At 36.2% G+C, this 24,123-nt stretch carries 17 protein-coding genes; 9 read left to right on the forward strand and 8 right to left on the reverse strand.

The features are described from left to right. Positions 1-88: 88 nt before the first annotated feature. The 5 genes from EHE21_RS09670 to EHE21_RS09690 form a co-directional block, all read right to left on the reverse strand. Positions 89-1,114 (reverse strand): NAD(P)H-quinone oxidoreductase, encoded by a 1,026-nt coding sequence (locus EHE21_RS09670; protein WP_194950546.1) that lies wholly within the window; start codon positions 1,112-1,114, stop codon positions 89-91. A 128-nt stretch (positions 1,115-1,242) separates the two neighbouring features. Continuing rightward, positions 1,243-2,127 carry a 4Fe-4S binding protein gene (locus EHE21_RS09675; RefSeq protein WP_088495501.1) on the reverse strand — a complete coding sequence of 295 codons (885 nt, stop codon included), beginning with the start codon at positions 2,125-2,127 and terminating at the stop codon, positions 1,243-1,245. 14 nt (positions 2,128-2,141) lie between these two features. Continuing rightward, the gene (locus EHE21_RS09680) at positions 2,142-3,014 is read right to left on the reverse strand and encodes a dimethyl sulfoxide reductase anchor subunit family protein (RefSeq protein WP_194950547.1); all 873 of its coding nucleotides are present in this window, start codon (positions 3,012-3,014) and stop codon (positions 2,142-2,144) included. Beyond that, a complete protein-coding gene (locus EHE21_RS09685) occupies positions 3,011-3,640 on the reverse strand; it encodes a DMSO/selenate family reductase complex B subunit (protein WP_088495499.1) in 630 nt (209 codons plus the stop codon). The genes EHE21_RS09680 and EHE21_RS09685 overlap by 4 nt, the downstream gene beginning before the upstream one ends. Further along, a complete protein-coding gene (locus EHE21_RS09690) occupies positions 3,637-6,027 on the reverse strand; it encodes a DMSO/selenate family reductase complex A subunit (protein ID WP_194950548.1) in 2,391 nt (796 codons plus the stop codon). The genes EHE21_RS09685 and EHE21_RS09690 overlap by 4 nt, the downstream gene beginning before the upstream one ends. Positions 6,028-6,599: 572 nt before the next feature. On the opposite strand from EHE21_RS09690, the gene EHE21_RS09695 reads away from it, so the two are divergent. Then, positions 6,600-7,358: an FNR family transcription factor gene (locus tag EHE21_RS09695; protein WP_036912995.1), complete on the forward strand. Its 759-nt coding sequence runs from the start codon at positions 6,600-6,602 to the stop codon at positions 7,356-7,358. Between the two features lie 141 nt (positions 7,359-7,499). Further along, positions 7,500-8,450: a universal stress protein UspE gene (gene uspE / locus EHE21_RS09700; RefSeq protein WP_036912992.1), complete on the forward strand. Its 951-nt coding sequence runs from the start codon at positions 7,500-7,502 to the stop codon at positions 8,448-8,450. Positions 8,451-8,527: 77 nt separating this feature from the next. On the opposite strand, the gene pntB is transcribed toward uspE, so the two are convergent. Beyond that, on the reverse strand, positions 8,528-9,916 hold the full coding sequence (gene pntB / locus EHE21_RS09705) for a Re/Si-specific NAD(P)(+) transhydrogenase subunit beta (RefSeq protein ID WP_088495497.1): 1,389 nt from the start codon (positions 9,914-9,916) through the stop codon (positions 8,528-8,530). A gap of 11 nt (positions 9,917-9,927) precedes the next feature. After that, the gene (pntA, locus tag EHE21_RS09710; RefSeq protein ID WP_194950549.1) at positions 9,928-11,457 is read right to left on the reverse strand and encodes a Re/Si-specific NAD(P)(+) transhydrogenase subunit alpha; all 1,530 of its coding nucleotides are present in this window, start codon (positions 11,455-11,457) and stop codon (positions 9,928-9,930) included. 386 nt (positions 11,458-11,843) lie between these two features. Here pntA and ydgH point away from each other — a divergent pair, with 386 nt between their 5' ends. Together ydgH and EHE21_RS09720 are read left to right on the forward strand one after the other, a co-directional pair. Next, entirely contained in the window at positions 11,844-12,797 is a 954-nt protein-coding gene (gene ydgH, locus EHE21_RS09715; RefSeq protein WP_088495495.1) for a DUF1471 family protein YdgH, read from the forward strand. Positions 12,798-13,063: 266 nt separating this feature from the next. Next, on the forward strand, positions 13,064-14,458 hold the full coding sequence (locus EHE21_RS09720) for a basic amino acid/polyamine antiporter (protein WP_194950550.1): 1,395 nt from the start codon (positions 13,064-13,066) through the stop codon (positions 14,456-14,458). Positions 14,459-14,702: 244 nt separating this feature from the next. On the opposite strand, the gene hrpA is transcribed toward EHE21_RS09720, so the two are convergent. After that, the gene (hrpA, locus tag EHE21_RS09725) at positions 14,703-18,599 is read right to left on the reverse strand and encodes an ATP-dependent RNA helicase HrpA (protein WP_194950551.1); all 3,897 of its coding nucleotides are present in this window, start codon (positions 18,597-18,599) and stop codon (positions 14,703-14,705) included. 233 nt (positions 18,600-18,832) lie between these two features. On the opposite strand from hrpA, the gene EHE21_RS09730 reads away from it, so the two are divergent. From EHE21_RS09730 to EHE21_RS09750, 5 genes are all read left to right on the forward strand, one after another. Further along, a complete protein-coding gene (locus tag EHE21_RS09730; protein WP_194950552.1) occupies positions 18,833-19,456 on the forward strand; it encodes an FMN-dependent NADH-azoreductase in 624 nt (207 codons plus the stop codon). Between the two features lie 357 nt (positions 19,457-19,813). Beyond that, positions 19,814-20,362, forward strand: a complete 549-nt coding sequence (locus EHE21_RS09735; RefSeq protein WP_194950553.1) for a fimbrial protein — start codon at positions 19,814-19,816, stop codon at positions 20,360-20,362. 77 nt (positions 20,363-20,439) lie between these two features. After that, entirely contained in the window at positions 20,440-21,135 is a 696-nt protein-coding gene (locus EHE21_RS09740; RefSeq protein ID WP_194950554.1) for a molecular chaperone, read from the forward strand. Beyond that, positions 21,125-23,494, forward strand: a complete 2,370-nt coding sequence (locus tag EHE21_RS09745) for a fimbria/pilus outer membrane usher protein (RefSeq protein ID WP_194950555.1) — start codon at positions 21,125-21,127, stop codon at positions 23,492-23,494. Before EHE21_RS09740 ends, EHE21_RS09745 begins: the two co-directional genes overlap by 11 nt. A gap of 26 nt (positions 23,495-23,520) precedes the next feature. Then, the gene (locus EHE21_RS09750) at positions 23,521-24,072 is read left to right on the forward strand and encodes a fimbrial protein (RefSeq protein WP_194950556.1); all 552 of its coding nucleotides are present in this window, start codon (positions 23,521-23,523) and stop codon (positions 24,070-24,072) included. Positions 24,073-24,123 lie beyond the last annotated feature (51 nt).

The raw sequence follows: 24,123 nt of genomic DNA on the forward strand, positions 1-24,123 counted from the left end.
TGAACATGTGTTTTTCGGAATATTCGCTTTTTATGAAGGAAAATAATTCCTTACTCTTATATCAAATAAGTTTTAAATACTCTTACTTTTACTCTTTTTTGTTATAAGGTAAGATTTCAAGCATCACTTTACCAATTAAATCACCAGACTCCATTAATTGATGTGCTTTTCCCACTTCTTTTAATGGGAAAATAGCATTAATGATTGGCTTAATTTTCCCTTCAGCAATAAGTGGCCACACTTGTTGTTTCAGCTCTTGCGCAATTTGTGCCTTCTCGTCTATTGAGCGAGAACGCATCGTTGAACCAGTATGAATTAAACGCTTAATCATCATTGGCATCATATTTAAATTTTGGGGCATTCCTTTCATCATACCTACTTGTATAACGCGCCCAAATTTGCCGGCAACTTGATAATTCTTTTCTACGTAATCCCCACCAATAATATCAAGGATGACATCAATGCCTTTCCCTTCCGTTAAAATAGGAATTTCTTTAGCAAAATCGGCTTGTTTGTAGTTGATGACATAATCAGCGCCGAGATCACGAGCTACGGCCGCTTTTTCTTCAGAGCCAACCGTTGTATAAACTGTTGCACCAATTGTATGAGCAAGCATTATCGCAGTTGAACCGATCCCCGAGGTTCCTCCATGAATAAGAACAGATTCACCTTGTTTTAGTTTTCCTAACTGAAATAAATTTGCCCAGACGGTAAAAAAATTCTCAGGCAATGCAGCTGCTTCAATATCTGTTAAATTCATTGATGGTAATGCGATGTCTTCATGAGCAATACAGTATTGAGCGTAACCTCCACCAGCAACTAAAGCACAAACTCTATCTCCCAGTTGCCATTTAGTGCAGTTCTCACCTAATGCAACAACTTCTCCAGCAACTTCAAGACCCGGAATAGGTGAAGCATCGGCTGGTGGCGGATAACTACCTTGGCGTTGAAAAATATCAGGACGATTAACACCAGAAGCGGCAACTTTGATCAAAAGATAATGTGGGGGAACTGAAGGTATCGGTGATAGCTGAGATTGTAATTTATCTATACCGCCCGGCTCTGTGATGGCAATTTCTAGCATATCCGCAGGTAAAACAGTTGTTTTCATCATTTGCTCCCATTTTATTTAGTCACAATCGGAATTTAATGATAAATAAGCAAAATCAACACCCTGTTTCTGATTTTAATCAGGGTGTTAGCTTATAAAGCAATAAATAACTGAAGTGCATTGGAGAGAGATTATAACCAACCTTGCTTCTGATGTTGTATGCAAATCGGGCACAATTTTGCTTCTGGCGTCCATGATAAAAAAGCTAAACGACATTTTTCACAATGAGCATCATAATAATGATAGTGTGTGGGTTCGTTATTTTTAGCAACTTGTTCATTAACATGAATAGATTTAGGAAAACAAACCACTTCACAACTCATACAACCCGTACAGCGCTTTTCATCAAGTGTGAATATATTATTTTCAAGTTCAATCGCACCTTCATCACACACTTTGGCGCAGGCGGAACAAAGAATACAACTGTCTTTATCTAACTGAATTTGGAACCAACTGTCTTCAGGATAAAGTTGTTTTCTTGCATTTAATCCTGTTCTTACTTGATTTTTATTAAGTGGTTTCTCATCCAGTTTTTGACGAAAAAGCATAAAGCGACGCCCACTATCAATATCAGTAGGCTCTGTGATAATCAATTGCCAAATAGGCTCTTGTAACGTTTTTAATTGAAGATTTAAGTTTGCTAAAACAGGAAGCCATTTATCCACTAAAGGCTGTGCTATCTTCATGCCTCTAATTTGATATTGGCGATGCCACACTAATAATTCTTCTGTACTTGCTAACGGCTCATCATGATTAACAACAAGGTAATTATCTTGATGTGTTCTTTCATGGGGTGCGATATTTTCTATCGCATCGACAGGACAAGTGAATAGGCAATTACCACATTGAAAACAGAGCTCATTGTCTATTTTTACATCTAAGTGTGCAAAAGTGATAGCGCCCACAGGGCAAACTTTGGAGCAACTATCACATAGGCTTTGTTTGAGGCGTTTTCTAACACATTTATCATTAATAATTGGTTCAGGAGGAAGATCCACCTTAATAAAACGCCTCATACATCACTACTCCACTACTTAACAATAAAGAATGCAAAACGATTAAGAACTTCTGCAATCAGTACTATTGCGCTACTCGCTAACACCATACGCAATCCTGAAGTAAATACAGCATTGCGATATTTCCATACGCTGTATCCCATCATTAAAATACCAAGAACTGACATAAACCATGCAGATATTCTTAATCCGAATGTTTCATTATACGCAATGATAGGCGTATGAGGGAACGTTATTGCATCATTTGTTGAAATGACTGCTGACATCCATTCCAAATAGAACGGCTGTACAGCCATACGTATTGTTACCGCAAGAAAAACAACCACTAATGCACTTATTACAACCTTTTTTGCTAATTCATCATTCACAAATGCTTTAATACGAAACGCAGTTATTGATAATGCAATGACCGCACCTGCTGCAAATAATGCCCCTATAAACATAAAATAGGTATTTGCATGCATCCATGTCAGCATTGAGGTGTTGTAATACAGAGACGCCATGCAGAATATATCGATAATGCCAAGTAAACCAATAATTGCCAGTATGGTTCTATTCATATGCCCTTTTATCAAAATAACTAAGGTATAAAGGCATAATGCACCAAGATAAATTGCAGCAAATATGATTTCACGACTTAGCCATGATGAAGAGATATGGCGTAATGCATGAAAAGCATTCCAAGGATATCCCATGTGTAAAGTTGACGCTAATAATCCTAAGCAACCTAAAATGGCTGCTGTTAATAACACAGGACGCATAGCAACGGTTGCTCTTTGATTACCAATTTCTTTTTCTAGCCAGCAAAAATAAAGTGCGGTGAAAATAGTCACACCCACAGAACTTTGGACGAACAAAGTAAAGGTAACTAATGGCCATTCACTCATGCTTTAACTCCTCCCTTTTTCGTCGCACCAGTATGAGGTTTGATAACTAAATTCGGATTGGTCATCGTAAAATCGGGTAATCCTTGAACTTGGTTTAAATGCCCATACTTCGCTCTTAGATCTTTAATTTTGCCAAACTTAATCGCATTTAGCGGACAGGTATCAACACAAATTGGATTTTTGCCTTCGGCTAATAAATCGATACAAAAATCGCATTTTGACATTTGTCCGGTTTCTTCATTCATTTGTGGTGCGCCGTAAGGACATGACCAAGCACAATATCCACAACCGACACATTTAGAAGTATCTACACGAACAATGCCATCACCTTCACGCTTATGCATTGCAGTTGTCGGACAGTTTTTCACACAGACAGGTGAATCGCAGTGGTTACAAGATATGGTTAATGTATAAGCAAAAACATTATTAACCAGACCGCCTTGTCCTGTTGGAGCAAAGCCTCCGCCTTTTACTTCATAAATACGGCGAAAACGGCGTCCTACTTCCAAGTTATTTTTGTCTTTGCATGCCACTTGGCAAGCTTTACAACCAGAGCAACGAGAGGAATCAATAAAGAAACCGAGCTGTTCATCACTCACCGGTGCATATTCTTTAAAGTCACTCATGCTTTGGCTACCTCAACTAAAACGGTTAAATGCGAGTTACCATGGGCTAGTGGTGTCATTCGTGTTGATGTTAAAACATTAGGACATCCACCATGATCAACACCATTTTCATCAGGTGTCCACCATGCACCAGCTTGCAGTCCAACCACACCAGGAATAATGCGTTGTGTAACCAATGCTGGGATTTGAGTTATTCCTCTGTCGTTATAGACACGCACCATATCGCCATTTTTGATACCTCTATTTTCAGCATCAATCGGGTTTATCCATGCTTCTTGGCGTTGTGCTTCTTGTAACCAAGGGTTGGCATATTGTGTTGAGTTTGCACGGTTCTTCCCTTTCCAAGTTAGCATTTGCAATGGATATTTTGCTGTTAACTTATCTTCAGGGCCTTCAATAGCGGGAACATAATGAGATAACGCAGGAATATCCGGATTATTCATGTCATAAAGACGCTTAGAGAAAATCTCAATTTTTCCTGATGGCGTTGGGAATGGATTATTCGCAAAGTCATTAATATTTTCTTCAAAGGCAACAAAAGGTTCATCTTTGAAAAGATAACGACGTGTTTTTACTAGCTCTTCAAAATTAGGAAAATCAGGTCTATCTTGGAAACGCTCTTTATTGGTATCAACAAGATGAGCTATCCACTCTTTTTCACTTCGACCTTCGGTAAACGCCTCTTTTACTCCCATTTTTTCTGCTACATCTGTTATCCACTCATAATCAGAACGGCGCTCAAAAGCTGGCTCAACCACTTTTTCAGACAAAAGAAAATAGTTACCCGTTCCCCATGTATTACCAATGTTCCAACGCTCTAGAAAACTGGTTTCAGGTAAAACAAGATCGGCATATTTTGCAGATGGAGAGAGATATAAATCACTAGCAACAATAAATTCAACTTTTGAATCATCAGCTAATAATTTAGCTGCCGCATTTACATCTGGGTTTTGATTAACTAAATAGTTACCGGCTAAAGAAAATATCATTTTGATATTGGTATCGAGTTTATCAACACCTAAAAGACCATCTTCAACACGTACTTGGCTTGCATCATCAACCGCTTGCATCCAATTCATGATGGAAATTTGCGCTTTAATTGGGTTCTTCCCAACATTCGGACCACGCATAGATTGACGATTACCAATACCGCCGTAACCTGCCGCCCACGCCCCCTTTTTGCCCACATTTCCAGTAATTGCAGCGAGTAATGTTGAACCACGCGCACTACGCTCACCACAAATATGGCGTTGAGGTCCCCAACCTTGAATTAAGGCTGCTGGTTTTGTCATGGCATATTCGCGTGCCAATTGACGAATGGTGTTTGCGGGTACTCGAGTGATTTTCTCTGCCCATTCAGGCGTTTTTTCTATTCCATCTTTTTGACCTGTTAAATAAGCCACCAAGGACTCATTAGCAGGAACACCTTCTGGCATATGCTCTTCATCAAAACCAACGACATATTTATCAATAAAAGGTTTGTCATGAAGGTTTTCGGTGACAATGACATACATCATTGCATCCATTAAGGCATTATCAGTTGTTGGTAAAAGAGGTATCCATTGGTCAGCAAGAGATTGTGCCGTATCTGAATAACGAGGATCGACCACTATAAACTTGGTACCTTTATTTTTCATTTTTTGAAAATAATGGTTTGTATGACCAAAGATGGTTTCATTAGGGTTATGACCCCATAAAATCACTAGTGGCGTATCTTCAAGCGTATCGAGTGAACTGCCTGTTTTGGATATGCCGTAAGTATACGGAGTAACTTTGACCGTATTCCCTAAACTAACAGAATGGTAATAAGGTAAGTATCCACCTGTTAAATTAAAGAGTTTCTTCATCATGGTATCACCAGAGAAGATCCCCCCTGTTACAGCGGTATTGACGGTTAAAAAGCGGCTTGCTGCACCATGTTTTTCGGTTAAACGCGTAATATTTTCTGCAATAAGCGTTGTGGCTTCATCCCATGAAATACGTTCAAATTTACCTTCACCGCGTTTACCCACGCGTTTCATTGGATATTTTAGTCTGTCTGCATGATAAGAAAATTTACGATAACCTCTGCCTCGCACGCACGCTCTCATAACAGGCATCATTTCATCTAATTCATTATCAGGTCTTGTTGTGATCCGTGTGACAATCCCTTCTTTTATATGGGCACGAATATCGCACTTACCACCACAGTCAAAAGTACTACATGTTGCTACGACGGTAGCTGGGTTTCCGTCCATTTTTGCAATAGGCAAACTGTCATCCGCATTAGCTTGTGCATTTCGTGCGAAAAATGGCACCGTAACTAATGCAGCGCTCGCTTGAACAAAGTGGCGACGGCTTAGCGACATCATCCCTTTGTTTTTCTCACTTTTTTCTATTTTTTTCATTAGTTTATCATTCTCACATAACAACTCTCATCAGTAAAAATGATAGAATATAGTGGTAAACCCTCATTGATGTACATCAATACCACTAAAGAGGTAATAGAATGTTTCAATATTCCGCACTTCTTTGCAGATCCCCCACTTTTTATAAGGAAAAGCTAATTCAAGGTAGCATTAAGTTGTATCAAAAATACATCTAGTTAACTTTACCTAATTTTTTGTTATAAAAATAAAGAGTTATGCAAAAAAAACACGAATTTAAGGTAAAGCAGTAAATAAAATGTCAATATAAAGATAGAAAATATTGAAGCGCATCTTCATTTTTGGCTTTTGACAAGGATAATTTAGTAATAGCACTATGACTTCGTTAGAAAATCGAATAATATACCAATTGAGTATAGGGTTAGCGCAAATTGTTCTAAATAGACCTTTAAGCAAAACATTGTTTTTATCAAGATACATGTTTTGTTACATTCAGAATTATTTCCACACGTATCGTTATTCCCCTTACTAATTACTGCAATATGTGTTAAAATTGACGCATATCAATATTTTTATTTGTAATGAGCAAGCTTATGATCCCAGAAAAACGCGTCGTTCGCCGAATCCAATCTGGCGGTTGTGCAATCCATTGTCAGGATTGCAGTATTAGCCAGCTCTGCATCCCGTTTACTTTAAACGAGCATGAGCTTGATCAACTCGATAATATTATCGAGCGTAAAAAGCCCATCCAAAAAGGTCAAACCTTGTTTAAAGCAGGTGATGAGCTGAAATCACTTTATGCCATACGTTCTGGTACAATTAAAAGTTATACCATTACGGAAGAAGGCGACGAGCAAATAACAGGATTTCATCTTGCTGGTGATTTGGTTGGCTTTGACGCCATTATTAATACTGAACACCCAAGTTTCGCACAAGCTTTAGAAACGTCTATGGTTTGTGAAATTCCATTCGAAACTTTGGATGACCTGTCAGGCAAAATGCCTAACTTACGTCAACAAATGATGCGCCTAATGAGTGGTGAAATCAAAGGTGACCAAGAGATGATCTTACTGCTCTCGAAAAAGAATGCAGAAGAACGTCTGGCTGCTTTTATTTATAACCTCTCTCGCCGTTTCGCACAGCGTGGTTTTTCTCCTCGTGAATTCCGTTTAACCATGACTCGTGGTGATATCGGTAATTACTTAGGTTTAACCGTTGAAACGATTAGCCGCTTACTTGGTCGCTTCCAGAAAAGTGGCATGTTAAGCGTTAAAGGCAAATACATTACTATCGAAGATAGTACATTGTTAAGTGAACTTGCAGGCAAGCTTCCTTCATCAGTTGAAGTTTAATCTGTTACATTTCACATACTAATTTTATAACGGGGCACACAAATTTGTGCCCCGTTTTCTATTTTGTGCTATTGCATTTTATCTTCTTGGGTTATCTTTAAATTGTAGATGGATAAATCCAGCCCTAAAGAGGATATTACAATGGAAAAATATCAAAACCTTCTCGTTGTCATTGATCCTAACCAAGATGACCAACCGGCACTTCGTCGTGCTGTCTATATCGTTCAGCGTAATGGTGGGCGGATAAAAGCTTTTCTACCTGTTTATGATCTCTCTTATGACATGACAACCCTTTTATCTCCCGATGAACGCAATGCAATGCGTAAAGGTGTTATCAGCCAAAAGGCGGCTTGGATCAAACAACAAGCACGCTATTACCTTGAAGCCGGTATAGAGATTGATATCAAAGTCATTTGGCATAATCGCCCTTATGAAGCAATTATTGAAGAAGTCGTAGCACATCAACATGACTTACTGATTAAAATGGCCCACCAACATGATAAATTAGGTTCGCTTATTTTTACCCCGCTTGATTGGCAATTGCTTAGAAAATGCCCTTGCCCTGTTTGGATGGTCAAAGATAAAGAGTGGCCTGAATACGGTACTATCGTTGTCGCCGCAAATTTATCAAATGAAGAATCTTATCATGACGCGCTTAATCTAAAACTGATTGAGCTAACAACCGACTTATCTCATCGCATACAAAAAGATCCCGACGTCCATTTACTTAGCGCCTACCCTGTTGCGCCTATTAATATTGCGATTGAGTTACCTGATTTTGATCCAAATCTTTATAACAATGCATTACGTGGTCAGCATCTTATTGCGATGAAAGAGCTGCGCCAGAAATTCTGTATTCCAGAAGAGAAAACACATGTTAAAGAAGGATTGCCAGAGCAAGTGATCCCTCAAGTCTGTGAAGAGTTAAACGCTGGGATTGTCGTTTTGGGTATTTTAGGAAGAACGGGTCTTTCTGCCGCATTCTTAGGAAATACAGCCGAACAACTTATTGACCATATTAAGTGTGATTTATTAGCAATTAAACCGGATGGTTTTACCTGCCCCATTACTGTTGATAGTGATCACGACTAAACTTATTGCTCTGTTGCCATTAAAAAAGCCAGTCAAAAAAAATCGACTGGCTTTTTACTATTCGCTATCTGTATCTATTACAGCGCTTTTAAAATTGCATCCACACTGGCTTTAGCATCACCAAACAACATTTGTGTATTCTCTTTAAAGAACAGTGGATTTTGAACCCCTGCATAACCTGTATTCATTGAGCGTTTAAACACAATAACATTCTGCGCTTTCCACACTTCTAATACTGGCATACCTGCAATTGGGCTATTTGGATCATCTTGTGCCGCTGGGTTTACTGTATCGTTAGCGCCAATAACTAAAACGGTATCAGTGTCAGAGAAATCATCATTAATCTCATCCATTTCTAATACAACGTCATAAGGTACTTTAGCTTCTGCTAATAACACATTCATATGGCCCGGTAAACGCCCAGCTACTGGGTGAATACCAAAACGCACTTTCACACCACGTTGGCGTAATTTTTCAGTAATATCATGTACAGGATATTGTGCTTGAGCAACCGCCAATCCATAACCCGGAGTGATAATAACTGATGTTGAGTTTTTCAGCATATCAGCCACTTCTTCAGCGGTTGTTTCGCGATACTCACCCATTTCACCTTCTTCTGTTGAAGCTGAGCCATCAGTACCAAATCCGCCAGCTATTACGCTAATAAAAGAGCGATTCATCGCCTTACACATAATATAAGAAAGGATTGCACCTGAAGAACCTACTAATGCACCCGTTACAATCAACAGGTCATTACTTAGCATAAAGCCCGCAGCCGCAGCCGCCCATCCTGAGTAAGAGTTCAGCATCGAAACAACAACTGGCATATCCGCACCACCAATTGATGCAACTAAATGCCAACCAAATGCTAAGGCAATTACAGTCATTACGATGATTAAGAAAACTTGTAAACCGACACTGTCAGTTTTAACAAACCAAACCATCAATAAGAAAGAAACAACTAAAGCTGCAAGATTTAATTTATGGCGATTAGGTAACATCATCGGTTTAGATGACATTTTTCCACTTAATTTACCATAAGCGACAATTGAACCCGTAAATGTAACAGCACCAATGAAGATCCCTAAAAAGACTTCTGTTAGGTGAATATTCACCATTACAGGTTCCATTGCTGTATTGTGGTCAAGATAACTGTTAAAACCTACTAAAACCGCCGCTAAACCTACAAAACTATGTAAGATTGCGACCAATTCTGGCATCTGAGTCATTTCGACTTTTTTAGCTAAACGAATACCAATAACGGCACCGATTACCATTGCAATAATGATCCAACCCACATTACCAGCATAAGGCCCGAAAATGGTTGCGAACAGTGCAATTGCCATCCCTGCAATACCAAAGTAGTTACCTTGTTTAGAGGTTTCATGCTTTGATAAGCCGGCAAGGCTGAAAATAAATAATATCGCGGCGACAATATATGCCGCTGTAACAACTCCGCTGGACATAATTGTCTCCCTTATCCTTTACGGAACATTTTCAACATACGTTGAGTAACAGTAAACCCACCAAAAATATTAATACTCGCAATCAATATTGCGATAAACGAAAATAGGCTAACCCAGCCACCACTACCAATTTGGAGTAAAGCACCGACGACGATAATGCCTGAAATTGCGTTTGTCACCGACATTAATGGTGTATGCAATGAATGACTTACATTCCAAACAACGTAATAACCTACAACACACGAAAGTGCGAATACCGTAAAGTGAGATAAAAATTCTTTCGGTGCAACATTTGCAAGCCATGCAAACAATAAGAAAGCTATCGCTAATAGACTGTATTTCTTCCAAGGTGAAACTGGTTTAGCAACGGGCTTTTCTTGTGGTTTTGCAGCAGGAGCTACTTTAGGTTGTGCTGATACTTGAATTGGTGGCGCAGGCCATGTTACTTCACCAGCACGAATAACAGTCACACCACGAATAACAACATCATCGAAATCGATATTGATATTGCCGTCTTTCTCTTTACACAATAATTTCAGTAAGTTAACTAAGTTAGTACCATAAAGCTGAGATGACTGTGCAGGTAAACGAGCGGCTAAATCAGTGTAACCAATGATTTTTACGCCATGTTCTGTCGTAAAGACTTCATTAGGCACGGTATATTCGCAGTTACCACCATTTTGAGCTGCAAGATCAACTACAACGCTTCCCGGTTTCATCGAATCGACCATCTCTTTCGTAATTAAACGAGGAGCGGGTTTTCCCGGAATTAATGCCGTTGTAATGATGATATCAACATCTTTTGCCTGTTCTGCAAATAATGCCATTTCTGCATCAATAAATGCTTTTGACATTACCTTAGCGTAGCCATCACCACTGCCTGCTTCTTCTTTAAAATCAAGCTCAAGAAATTCAGCACCCATGCTTTGAACTTGTTCTTTCACTTCAGGACGAGTATCAAATGCACGAACAATTGCGCCGAGGCTTCCTGCCGCACCAATTGCAGCAAGACCAGCAACACCCGCACCAATAACCATTACTTTAGCTGGTGGTACTTTACCTGCCGCAGTAATTTGACCCGTAAAGAATCTTCCGAATTCATGGGCTGCTTCTACAACGGCACGATAACCTGCAATGTTTGCCATTGAACTTAACGCATCAAGGGATTGTGCACGAGAAATACGTGGCACACTATCCATTGCCATAACGTTAATATTCTTTTCAGCTAACTTTTCGAGCAATGCCGCATTTTGAGCTGGCCAAATAAAACTCACCAGTGTTGCACCATCTTGTAGCAACGCTATTTCATTATCCAGTGGTGCATTTACCTTCAAAATAATGTCTGATTCCCAAACATTTTGAAAAGCGAGAATTTCAGCACCAGCTTCCTGATAAGCTTTATCTTCAAAGCTTGAGGCAATGCCTGCACCATTTTCAACTGCGACTGTAAATCCTAATTTTATGAGTTGAGTCACTGTAGCTGGTGTAGCTGCAACCCTTGTTTCATTAGAAAGTCGCTCTTTGGGTATACCAATTCGCATAATTTTCCCTTCTTATCCATAGAGATCTGTTAAAACTTCTCCGTTAACTTCACATTCATGCAAAAAAAATGTTAAAAATAATAATATGCATGCCATTAATCGGAGCTCTAATAACCTACTGAAAATAAAACCAATAATCTATATCTGTGTAAAGCTAAAATTGAACTTAATTGGATCATTTTAGTCGAAAAGGCATATTTATGAATTATTCACTATATTCAGGTAAATATCTGGTAACATATACTGGTCATTTGACTCTGTGGTGATTCGCTAAATAAAATAATGCGACAAATGCTATTATTACATGTAATAATTAATCCCTATGTGATAAACCACGACGTTCAGCACATGACCAATATTAATTGCGCAAGGCGGAAGGATTTTGTATGAAGCTGAAAACCTCAGTCATCGCAGCAGCGATGTTGTCTTTAACTAATATCACTGTTGCGCAGGCTGCTCAGGAATTAACACCCGAACAAGCTGCAGAACTAAAACCATTTGAAAGAATTACAGTTATCGGTCGTTTTAACGCTATTTATGAAGCCGCTGATGCGGTATCTCGTCGTGCGGATAAAGTCGGTGCTGATAGTTTCTATATTCAAGGTCTAGATGATATTAGTGATAGCGGCAACATGAGTGTTACTGCGGATCTATACCATAAAGATGCACCAAAAGCAGATCAAGAAAGCTATCGCGTTTTTCATGGCGTGAAAGAGCTACCAAAACCCGAAGCAATTCTGCTACAACCATTTGATACGGTTTCTATCCGCGGTTATTTCCCTACAACCCCTGATATTAACGACGCAATTGCAAAAGCAGCGGCCAAAAAAGGTGCAGCATCATTCTTTATTGTTCGTAACGTATCAACGAATGATGGTGGTAACCAAGAAGTAACAGCTTATATCTACAAAAAAGATGCGCCTAAACGTGCAATTCAAGCACCAGAGGCAGTTGTTCCTTATGACTCAGATGCTGGTCGTGCACTTATTGCAGAAGGCGGAGCCGCTGCCAATAAAGTTGAGAAACCTGGTCTTGCATCAAACACTGATTTTGATAGAAGCGTAGGTGCATTTGCTGATACACAAACTTCGGGTGCAAGTGGTCGTTACACTGTAACTTTACCAAATGGTACTGAAATTCAAGAAGTTAACAAAGCAGCTGCTGCACTAATGGACCCTTTCGATACCATTACTTTTAGTGGATACTTTGTAAACTCACCAGAAATCTCGTATCAGGTTGCTAAGCGTGCAGCAGCAAAAGGCGCTAAGTTCTACCATATTACAAATGAATGGCAAAGTGATGGCGGTACAGTCACTATTACTGCTGATCTGTTCAAGTAATAAAAAATTTCCTATTGATAAAAACCTTGCATCTGCAAGGTTTTTTTTTATTCAAAATTTAATCAATCAGACATTATTTTGTAAAAGTGAATAATTTTTATGATTTAATGCATAGACAACCAAGTCAACTCTCCGTAAAATCTCGCTGTTTTTTAGTGTTTTTATCTTTATTTAAATTTGAGATATTCATATTTATTCTATTTACTGACCAAAAAACAAGAAAATACGCTATTTATTTACAATTTTAATCATGTAGGTAATTATCCTTGAATAAGAAACTTGGCTTAATATCACTCACCGCATTAGTATTAAGCTCAATGGTTGGTGCAGGTGTATTCAGTTTGCCTCAAAATATGGCTGAAGTTGCCAGCCCTGCCGCATTGATTATTGGGTGGGTGATAACAGGCATTGGTATCCTCTTTCTTGCTACATCTTTATTACTCCTCTCTCGCCTTCGACCTGATCTTGATGGTGGTATTTTTACCTATGCGAAAGAAGGATTTGGTGAGTTCATTGGTTTTTGTTCAGCGTGGGGCTATTGGGTTTGCGCTGTCGTTGCTAACGTTTCTTATCTTGTTATTGTCTTTGCTGCTTTTAGTTTTTTTACAGACACACCAGAAAACATTATTTTTGGCGATGGAAATACGTGGCAAGCATTAATTGGAGAGTCAATCTTACTTTGGGTTGTCCATTTTCTTGTTTTGCGTGGTGTTCAAACTGCCGCCAGTATTAATTTAATGGCAACAATGGCAAAGCTACTTCCTTTAGGATTATTTGTTATTGTCGCCCTATTAGCTTTCAATATGGATATATTTACCCTTGATTTTAAAGGTGTAAATTTAGGCGTCCCAGTTTGGGATCAAGTCAAAAATACCATGCTGATCACGCTGTGGGTATTTATTGGTATTGAAGGCGCTGTCGTTGTTTCTGCTAGAGCAAAAAATCGTCGTGATGTTGGTTTAGCAACCGTGCTTGCTGTTGTCATCGCATTGGTTATCTATATTCTTGTGACTTTATTATCACAAGGTTTAGTTAGCCAAGCAGAATTGGCGGCAATGAAAAACCCATCAATGGCACCACTACTTGTTCAACTTATCGGTAGCATGGGTGAGATAATTATTGCAGCAGGTCTTATTCTTTCTGTGTGTGGTGCTTATTTAAGCTGGACAATTATGGCCGCGGAAGTGCCATATATTGCAGCACTACATCACTCTTTCCCGAAACAATTAGGGAAACAGAATAAAAATGATGCTCCTTCAGCTTCGTTATGGTTTACCAATTGTGCGGTTCAATTCTCTTTAGTTTTAATTTGGCTGACAGGAAGTAACTACAACACATTACTGACTATTGCATCAGAGATGATCCTTGTTCCTTACTTCCTCGTAGGTGCATTTTTATTTAAAGTAGCAATTGCTCGCAGTAGTCGTGCTTTATTATTAATTGCCATACCTGCAAGTTTATATGGTTTATGGTTACTTTATGCATCAGGCGTAATTAATTTATTACTCTCTGTCGTTCTATATGCACCCGGTATTCTGATGTTTTTATATACACGCAAACAGTATAAAGACAAAAATCCCCTACTATTAATTGAAAAAATTCTGTTAGCTCTTGTTTTATTTGGCGCTATTCCAGCATTGGGTTACTTAACTATTTACTAAAGACAATCTGAGAGGTACTGAAGAAACAGTACCTCTCATCCTCTCTTCCCCTCAAAAACAATTTCACTTAAGTCAAAAAACTTTTCCTACGAAGCTGTTATTTTTTACACTGATGGTTAGGTATGTATAAATGAAGAAACATATAGTATGTTGTAACTAATATATAGATAGCTATTAATTAGCAAGGCAATAAAAAACCCACAGAAGCATAAACTCCCGTGGATCTGCATATGTAATAGTTTGATTAATTAAAACTAATTTGTTCCATCGCCTGCAATATGCGTTTATCTGATATTGGATATGGAGTTCCTATCTGTTGAGCAAACAGGCTGACTCTAAGCTCCTCTATCATCCAGCGAATATTTTGCACTTCTTCTTGCTGTTTTTGTTTCTCGGTTAGTTTTCCTAACCACTGTTGCCACTGTTGAATAACATTTTCAACTCGACTCATTTGAGCGCGATCGCGATTAGGGTCAATAGCTAGTTTTTCCATTCGTTTTTCAATTGCACTCAAATAACGAGGAATATCAGCAAGACGTTTCCATCCATGAGAGGTAACAAAACCAGGAAAAACTAACTGACCAAGCTGAGCTTTAATATCAGATAATGCAAAAGCAACACTAATATCCACCCGCCCTTTTAAACGCTTATTGATAGCAAATACTTGAGTTAAAATTGCCTCAACTTGTTTAGCTATTTCGACCACAGCATCGTTTAGTTCAGCTCTGACATATTCTTGCAGTTTTTGATATTCATCTTCTTGCCAAATTAAACCACCATAAGACGCCATCAGTTTATCAACACCACAAGCAATACAATCATCAATCAACTCCAACACTTTGCCATAAGGGTTAAAGTAAAGACCGAGTTTTGCTTTATTAGGTAATTTCTCATGCAGATATTTAATCGGTGACGGAATATTTAATAATAATAATCGTCTTACCCCTTCCCACATTGAAGCTTGCTGCTCCGATTCTGTTTCAAAAAGCTTGATACCCACACTATTTTTTTCATCCACGAGTGCAGGATAAGCTTTCACTGAATAGCCACCCCGTTTTTGCTCATAACGCTGAGGTAAATCACCAAAACTCCAAATATGTAAATCTTGTTGTTCAATACCATCATCTGCTACTGCTGATAATGTTTCTTGCACTTTTTCCTTTAAGTTCTCTTTTAATTTATTGAGATCTTTACTTTCTGCCAACGTTTTATTTTTATCGCCAACAACACGGAATGTCATTTTCAAGTGATCAGCAACTTGGTCAAGCTGCCAGCTTTCTCTGTCGACAGTCACTCCTGTCATACGGCGCAACTCTTTTTCAAGCCTATCGAGTAAATCACCTTCAACTTGAGGTACACGCTCTAAAAAAGCAGAAGCATAATTAGGTGCTGGTACAAAATTACGACGGACAGGTTTTGGAAGTGATTTAATTAAAGCCACAATCAATTCATGGCGAATACCCGGAATTTGCCAATCAAAACCTTCGTCTTTTACCTGATTTAAAATAGGTAATGGAATATGAACAGTGACACCATCAGCCGCAGTACCCGGTTCAAATTGATAGGTTAAGCGTAGTTTTAGATTATCTTGATGCCAGTAATTTGGATAATCTAGCGCGCTAACACGTTTAGCATCATCTTTGATAAGCATACTTTTTTCAAAGTTAAGCAGATCAGGTGATGCCTTTTGTGCCTCTTTCCACCATTTATCAAAATGACGAGACGAAACAACATCCAAAGGTATTCGTTGATCGTAGAACGTAAACATTGTTTCATCGTCAACAAGAATATCTCGACGACGAGATTTATGCTCTAACTCTTCAACTTCTGTGCGTAATTTTAAATTGTCACGGAAAAATGCATGGCGAGTTTGCCAATCTCCTTCCACTAACGCATGGCGGATAAAAAGCTCACGACATAAAAGTGGATCAATTTGACTGTAATTAATAGGTCTAGAAGCAACTATTGGTAAACCATACAGGGTGACTTTTTCATTAGCCATTACAGCGCCTTGCACTTTTGACCAATGAGGTTCGCTATATTGATGTTTCACCAAATGTTCAGCGATAGGTTCTATCCATTCAGGTTCAACACGTGCTGCAATTCTTCCCCATAAACGAGATGTCTCGACTAGCTCTGCGACCATTGTCCACTTTGGTGGTTTTTTGAACAAGCCAGAGCCAGGATAAATAGAAAAACGGGCATTTCTTGCGCCAGTGAATTCTTGTTTATCTGCATCTTTTTGCCCAATATGTGACAACAATCCACTTAACAACGCAACATGAACACTTCTAAAATCAGCAGGCTCACTATTAACAGGGAAACCTAACTCTTTAACAACTTGTCGCAACTGTGTATAAACATCTTGCCATTCCCTTACTCGCATAAAGTTTAAGAATTCTTGGCGACACAATTTTCTAAATTGAGATTGACTCAACTCTTTTTGCTGGGTTTTTAAATAATCCCACATATTTATAAAAGATAAAAAGTCAGAGTCTTTATCTTGGAAGCGCCGATGCTTTTCATCAGAGGCTTGCTGTTTATCCATCGGTCTTTCGCGTGGATCTTGAATTGAAAGTGCGGATGTAATAACCATCAATTCTTTCACTGCGCCATATTTACGCGCTTCAAGTACCATTCTTGCTAAACGAGGATCGATAGGAAGTTGTGCAAGTTGTTTCCCCATTGGGGTTAAACGATAAGCACCATTGTGGTCAGTTTCGTTTTGTAACGCACCTAGTTCTTCTAATAAACGAACGCCATCTTGAATATTTCGTTTATCCGGTGGCTGCACAAATGGGAAAGCACTAATATCCCCTAACCCTATCGACGTCATTTGTAAAATAACAGATGCAAGGTTAGTTCTTAATATTTCGGGATCAGTAAACTCAGAACGAGAAATAAAATCATCTTCTGAATAAAGGCGAATACAAATACCATCAGAAACACGACCACAACGCCCTTTTCTTTGGTTTGCTGAAGCTTGAGAAATAGGCTCAATTGGAAGTCGTTGTACTTTTGTTCGATAACTATAACGACTGACACGCGCAAAGCCGGTATCAATAACGTACTTAATACCAGGTACAGTTAATGACGTTTCGGCGACGTTAGTCGCCAAAATAATACGTCTACCGTTATGAGGATGAAATATTCGATTTTGTTCACTGTTAGATAAACGGGCAAATAAAGGTAATACTTCCGTATGGCGAAGTTGTAATTTATTCAGCGCATCAGCTGTGTCCCGAATTTCGCGCTCACCACTCATAAAAATAAGAATATCACCTGCACTTTCTCTGCTTAATTCATCAATAGCGTCAACAATGCCATCGGTCATATCCTTATCACTATCAAGTTCATCGCCACCAATAGGACGATATCTCACTTCAACAGGATAAGTTCGCCCTGACACCTCAATAATAGGTGCTTGACTAAAATGTTTAGAAAAACGTTCAGGATCGATGGTTGCAGAAGTAATGATAACTTTTAAATCAGGGCGTTTAGGTAATAGCTGTTTTAAATAGCCAAGAATAAAGTCGATATTTAAACTACGTTCATGGGCTTCATCAATAATGATAGTGTCGTATTGAAGTAACAGCTTATCTTGCTGTAATTCTGCCAATAAAATACCATCTGTCATTAACTTGACGAGAGTATTATCGCCAACATGATCGCTAAAGCGAACCTTATAACCTACAGATCCTCCTAACGTGCTTTTTAACTCATGAGCGATACGTTCAGCTACTGAACGTGCAGCTAAACGGCGAGGCTGTGTATGACCAATGAAACCTTTGATCCCTCGTCCTAATTCAAGACAAATTTTAGGGATCTGTGTTGTTTTACCTGAGCCAGTTTCCCCTGCAATAATAACGACTTGGTTATCTTTTATTGCATTATAAATGGCATCTTTCTTTTGGCTAACAGGAAGGTTTTCTGGGTAAGTAATTTCAGGACAATTGGCACGACGGCGAATTATCATCTGTTGTGCTGTTGTAATATCGTCTTTAATTGCACTTAATACCGCTTGTTTAGACTCTTCATTATTAATTTTAGCGACGCCACGTAGACGTTTTCTTAATCGTTGCTGCTCCCGCAACGATAATTGCTCTATTTCTTGATAGAGCGTGGCAGATGATAATGTCACCTTTTATTATCCTTTTTGAGGTTATTCTAATCAAAACTAATGTCCGTATGATATCACAACAGGCTATTGGCACATAAAGGCTTGATTAAATTTATTAGTATATGATTTTATATAATCAATAATTTTGAATAGCATATTCAAAGGATTGTGATGTGATATTTTAAAGATCGGGTAAACTACTCCCAACTAATAAATTTAAATAAATAGAACATTTTATAGACCACGAGAAAAGAATGAAAAAGATCCTTGTACTGAAATCCAGCATTTTAGATAGCTATTCACACAGTAATAAAATGGCCGATTACTTAATTGAAAATTGGCAAAATAATCATAAAGATGACTTGATTACAGTACGTGACCTCGCTAAAAACCCTGTGCCTACTTTAGATCAAGCTACGCTATTTGCTTTTGGCAAAGAGACAGCGATGCTTTCGGATGAGCAAAAAACAGCCAGAGCATTATCAGATGAGTTGATTAGTGAATTAAAAGCTCACGATGTGATAGTAATTACTGCACCAATGTATAACTTTTCAATTTCGGCTCAATTAAAGCATTACATTGATTATATCGCTCGTGCTGGTGAAACATTTAAATACACCGAAGCCGGCTCTGTTGGTTTACTTGAAAATAAACAAGCGGTTGTATTAACTAGTCGTGGTGGTGTTCATAAAGATCAACCTTCTGATCTTATTGTTCCATTCCTAAAACAATTTTTAGCTTTTATCGGTATCAATGACGTACAGTTTATTATGGCTGAAGGTACTGCATATGGTGAAGAATACGCACAGCAATCTCACCTACAAGCACAAAAAGAAATTGATGCTGTTGTTAACTCAAGAAGCATTACAGTAAAATAATAATTTATATTTTTCTTAAAGCACCTACTTTAGGTGCTTTTTTTATATCTAAATTTTATGCTTCATCAAATATAAAGGAATGCTAATTTTTCTTTTATAAAAAAATCATTTTAAATTTATAATTTAAAAACCTTAATGGTAAAAAAAACTAATTTTAATCAAATTCTCAAAGCATTAATAAAATACCGGTTATTTTAATAACCATATTTCATTGTTTATTCTTTTATTCATATTATAAATAAATATTTACATAAAAAACCGATTTGATTTATAAAAAATAAATCAATAAGATTTAATCGCTTTAAGTGATATAGCAGTAATTAAATAATTTTATTAATTCAATAAATGGAATTTACAATGAAAAAAAGTCTACTTTCAATATTTATTCTATCTACAACTCTTTTTTCAACTCAATCAAATGCTGTTGAATATACAGAAAAAAATGTAGGAACAATTACAATTAATGGTTCTGTTACACCAATTCCAAAATGTCAACTAGATGAAATACAACCCATTGAGTTACCGCCTGTTCAAGCAAATAATTTTGGTGATGATCATATTGCTAAAACTCCAGCTCAACCCCTTTCTATTCAATTTACTAACTGTGGTGAAAACATTAATAGTATACAATTACAAATACCAAAACAAACTAAACGACTTTTAAAAAATTTAGCTGATAACGGTAGTAATGTTGATATTGCTATTTTTGATGCTGATAAAAACATTATTGAATTAAGTAATGAAAAACCTAAAGAATTTAAATCAAATATAAATAAAGAAGATCACAGCGCACAATTCTTATTTGATGTTAACTATATGAAACCCAATGGCCTAGATGCGACACCTGGTTTAGTATCAACCACTCTAACTTTTGATGCTATATATAGTGATATCGCTATGGATTAAAAATCAATAAATCAACAAAGCTGGAATACCAGCTTTGTTTTAATACTTATACTTTCTACTTTAACTAGCAAAAGAATATGTTTAAAAAATTTAAATTTTTCGCATTATTTTTCATCTTTCCTACATATAGTCAATCATCAATAGAAATAAATAAAGATAAATTTATTTTTATTGAAAGTATCAATCAAGAAATAATTGAAATAAATAACAAAACAAACAATGATTACTTTATACAAAGTTGGATTACACATTATGACAAAGAAAATAGCAATGAAATTCCTTTTATGATAACCCCTCCTCTTTTTAAGATAGAAAAAGATGAAACCTTTTCTTTGAAAATATTTAAAACCGATAAAATAAAAGAAGAAGATAGAGAAACATTATATAGAGTAAATATAAAAAGAATACCGATCCTATTAAACGCCGACAGTAGTAAAAATATGCTACATATCTCTATAAACTCTGTGTACAACTTAATATATAGGCCTATATCAATAGAAAAAGATGCAAAAGACGCTTATAAAAAAATTGAGTTTTTAAAAAACAAAAAAAATGAATTTATTATAAACAATCCTACACCTTATTTTATTACTCTATCTTCAATTTCTTATGATGATATTTTAATAATTACTGAAAGTAAAACGCTCCCTCCTTTTAAAAAATACAATACAAAAAAAGAAATCTCGGGAAACGGGATCGTAAAATGGAAAATATTTAATCAATATGGTATTGAAATAGAGGTAGTAGATAAGGAAGTTATTAATGATTATTAATCATATTAAAACAAAAATAGCATTTTTTATTTTAATTTATATTTATAATAAACATACTGTAGCTCAAGATAGCTCACTCTCTATTTATGCTCATTCATTTTCTAACATTGATAAAGAAACGATTAAACAATTACTTGAAAATAAAAAACCCGAAGGTTTTTATCATTCTATAATTCATATCAACAATAGAAAAAAAATAACAAAACTTCTTTATTTTAAAAGTATAGACAACAAGTTAACCCCTTGTATCTCTGTTAATGATTTAATTTCTCTTGGTATTGATATCGATTTTTATTCAATAAAAAAAGAATATAAAGATATAATTCCTTTAAGTGACCATTCAATTAATTTTAAATACTCTTTTTCAAATCAAAAATTAAATTTAATTATTCCACAAAAAGCATTAATAAAAAAAGAAAACTACATTATTGATGAAAAAGATTGGGATGAGGGAGTATCTGCACTATTTAGTCAATATTCCTATTCAATTAGACATCATCAAAAAAAAACACTAGAGCAAAAGCTCAATTTACAAACAGGCCTTAATTTAGGTGCTTGGCGCATACGCAGTCAAAATAGCTTTTATTGGAATAAAAACCGTTACCAATCGAAGCTTTCATCAATATATACCTATCGCCAAATTAATTCTTTTTCTTCTCTTTTTTATGGAGGTAAGTTTTCACCTACAACACGAATATTACCAACTGATAGAATTATTGGCTTTCAATTAATATCCAATAATTTAATTTCAAGTAATAGTCTTTATGCTAACAAACCTATTATTGAAGGAATTGCTGATACTGAAGCTCAAGTAGTGATTAAACAAGGTGACAAAGTTCTTTATGAAAGTACCGTTCCCCCGGGTCCTTTTATTATAAATTCATTACCTGTTTTAGGGAGTGAAAAACTCAGTTTAGAAGTTAAAGAAGCCGATGGAAGAATAAAAACCTCAACACATTATTTCACATCATTACCTAATCAACTAAATAAAGGTGGTTATCAATATAATTTTATTTCTGGCACATTAGAAACGAATAGCCATAAAAAAAATTCTATTTTTCTTTTAAGTGAATTTTCATATGGTCTTAGTCAAAGGGTCACCTCATATAGTGCAATAAAGAAACGAGACAACCATATGAATTATCTATCTGGACTATCTCTTGATTTAGGCATGCTGGGTGGTTTAGCAACAGATCTAAGTTATGAAAATAGTAAAAATCAATTAAAATATCAATTTCGTTATCAAAAAAGCATATCAAAAACACAAACCTACTTCACATCTGAAATATCGTTTTATCATTATTTAGATAATTTTCAAAAAAAAGATAGCATTAAAAGAAACTATTTACTTTCTTTATCACAAAATATTAACGACTTAGGCTATCTTTCTTTTCAATATCACGAAAAAACATATAGAAATATATCTAAAAACTTTGAGTTAGGTACTTCTTTTTCATCATCAATAAATAAAATAAACTATAACCTTAAATATGACTTTAAAAAAGATAAATCTATTTTTGATCATGCCTTCTCACTCAATTTTCATATACCATTAGGTAATAACAGCGATCACTATCATTGGTTTAATAATCAAACAAATTATCAACATAATAAAAAACATTATATCAACACGACCAACATTGGAGGTGCTCTACCTAACTATAATTTAGGATATTCAGTAAATTATCAACACACTCATGATGAGAAAAGAAAATCCAACCGTTTTTCTACCAATGCCCGTTATCAAAACAACTATCAATTTTACACATTTAATATAAACAAAATGGAAGATAGTTATAATTACAATGTTTCTATCAATGGAGGAATTGTTCTTCATTCTAATGGTATTACCCTTACTCCTCGCTTAGGTAGAACATTTGCACTGATTAATACTCAAGGAATATCTGGAATTAAAACATCATTTTCAACAAAAGCGAAAACAGATATTTTTGGAAATCTAATTTTAAATAACATAACACCTTATCGAATAAACAACATTAAATTAAATGCGACGACATTACCCCAACAAGCAGAAACAGAAGTTTATAGTAAAAATGTTATTCCTACATTAGGCTCAGTGTCTAAAATAATTTTCCCAATAAAAATGGGTTATCGTGTTATTTTTAAATCAACAACTCCACTTCCTTTTGCATCGACTGTCACCACGTTTGATAAAAACGGTAATATTATTTCTCATGGATTAGTATCGGAAAATAATATTATTTTTCTTTCTGGTATTACAGAGAGCGGACTAGTAAAAGTAAAATGGGGAGAAGATAAGCAGTGTCAATTTAACTATGAAATTGATGATAATGAAAAGAATACCACACTAATAAAAAAAGAAATCAATTGTATTTAAACTAAGTTATCTCTACTAAGAAAAATATGAAAAAAACTATCTATTTAATGTTTACATTACTACTTATCTCTTTTTCATTATCATCAACACCTAGACGTGGTGATCATGAAATTCTTTTAAGTTGTGATATTGATTATATCTATGAAAATATCAGCGATAAAATTTCTATTAATGAAAATGATTTTTCATCACATGAAATGGGAACATTAGCCGATACTGACAGTCATATTATTATTTTTACTATAAATGATTGTTCTAAAAGCCACGGCGAAGTCCGTTTAAAAATTGAAAATTCAAGCATTGATAATAATACCGGTTATTTAAAAAACCAGATCACTGACAATAGTGCAAGTGCTAATATTGCATTTCAATTATTATACAATGAAGAACAAAGACCACTAGATCTTAATAAAGAGAATGAGTTTGTTGAAAATCTCATTGATGGCAAAGTTGAGTTTTATTTTTTTGCTAATTATGTAAAAAAAGATGATATGCCTCCAAAACCTGGTTATATACAATCCGATATTCAGTTTACTATAAAAATAAATGATGATGTTGTTGCATTTAACGATAGTTAGTGATTGCAATTCTGGAAAAGCACGATAGCTATTTATAATAGATCGTGCTTT

The sequence above is a fragment of the Proteus sp. GOKU genome, assembly GCF_015475555.1.
In the GTDB taxonomy this organism is placed as follows: Bacteria; Pseudomonadota; Gammaproteobacteria; order Enterobacterales; family Enterobacteriaceae; genus Proteus; species Proteus mirabilis_B.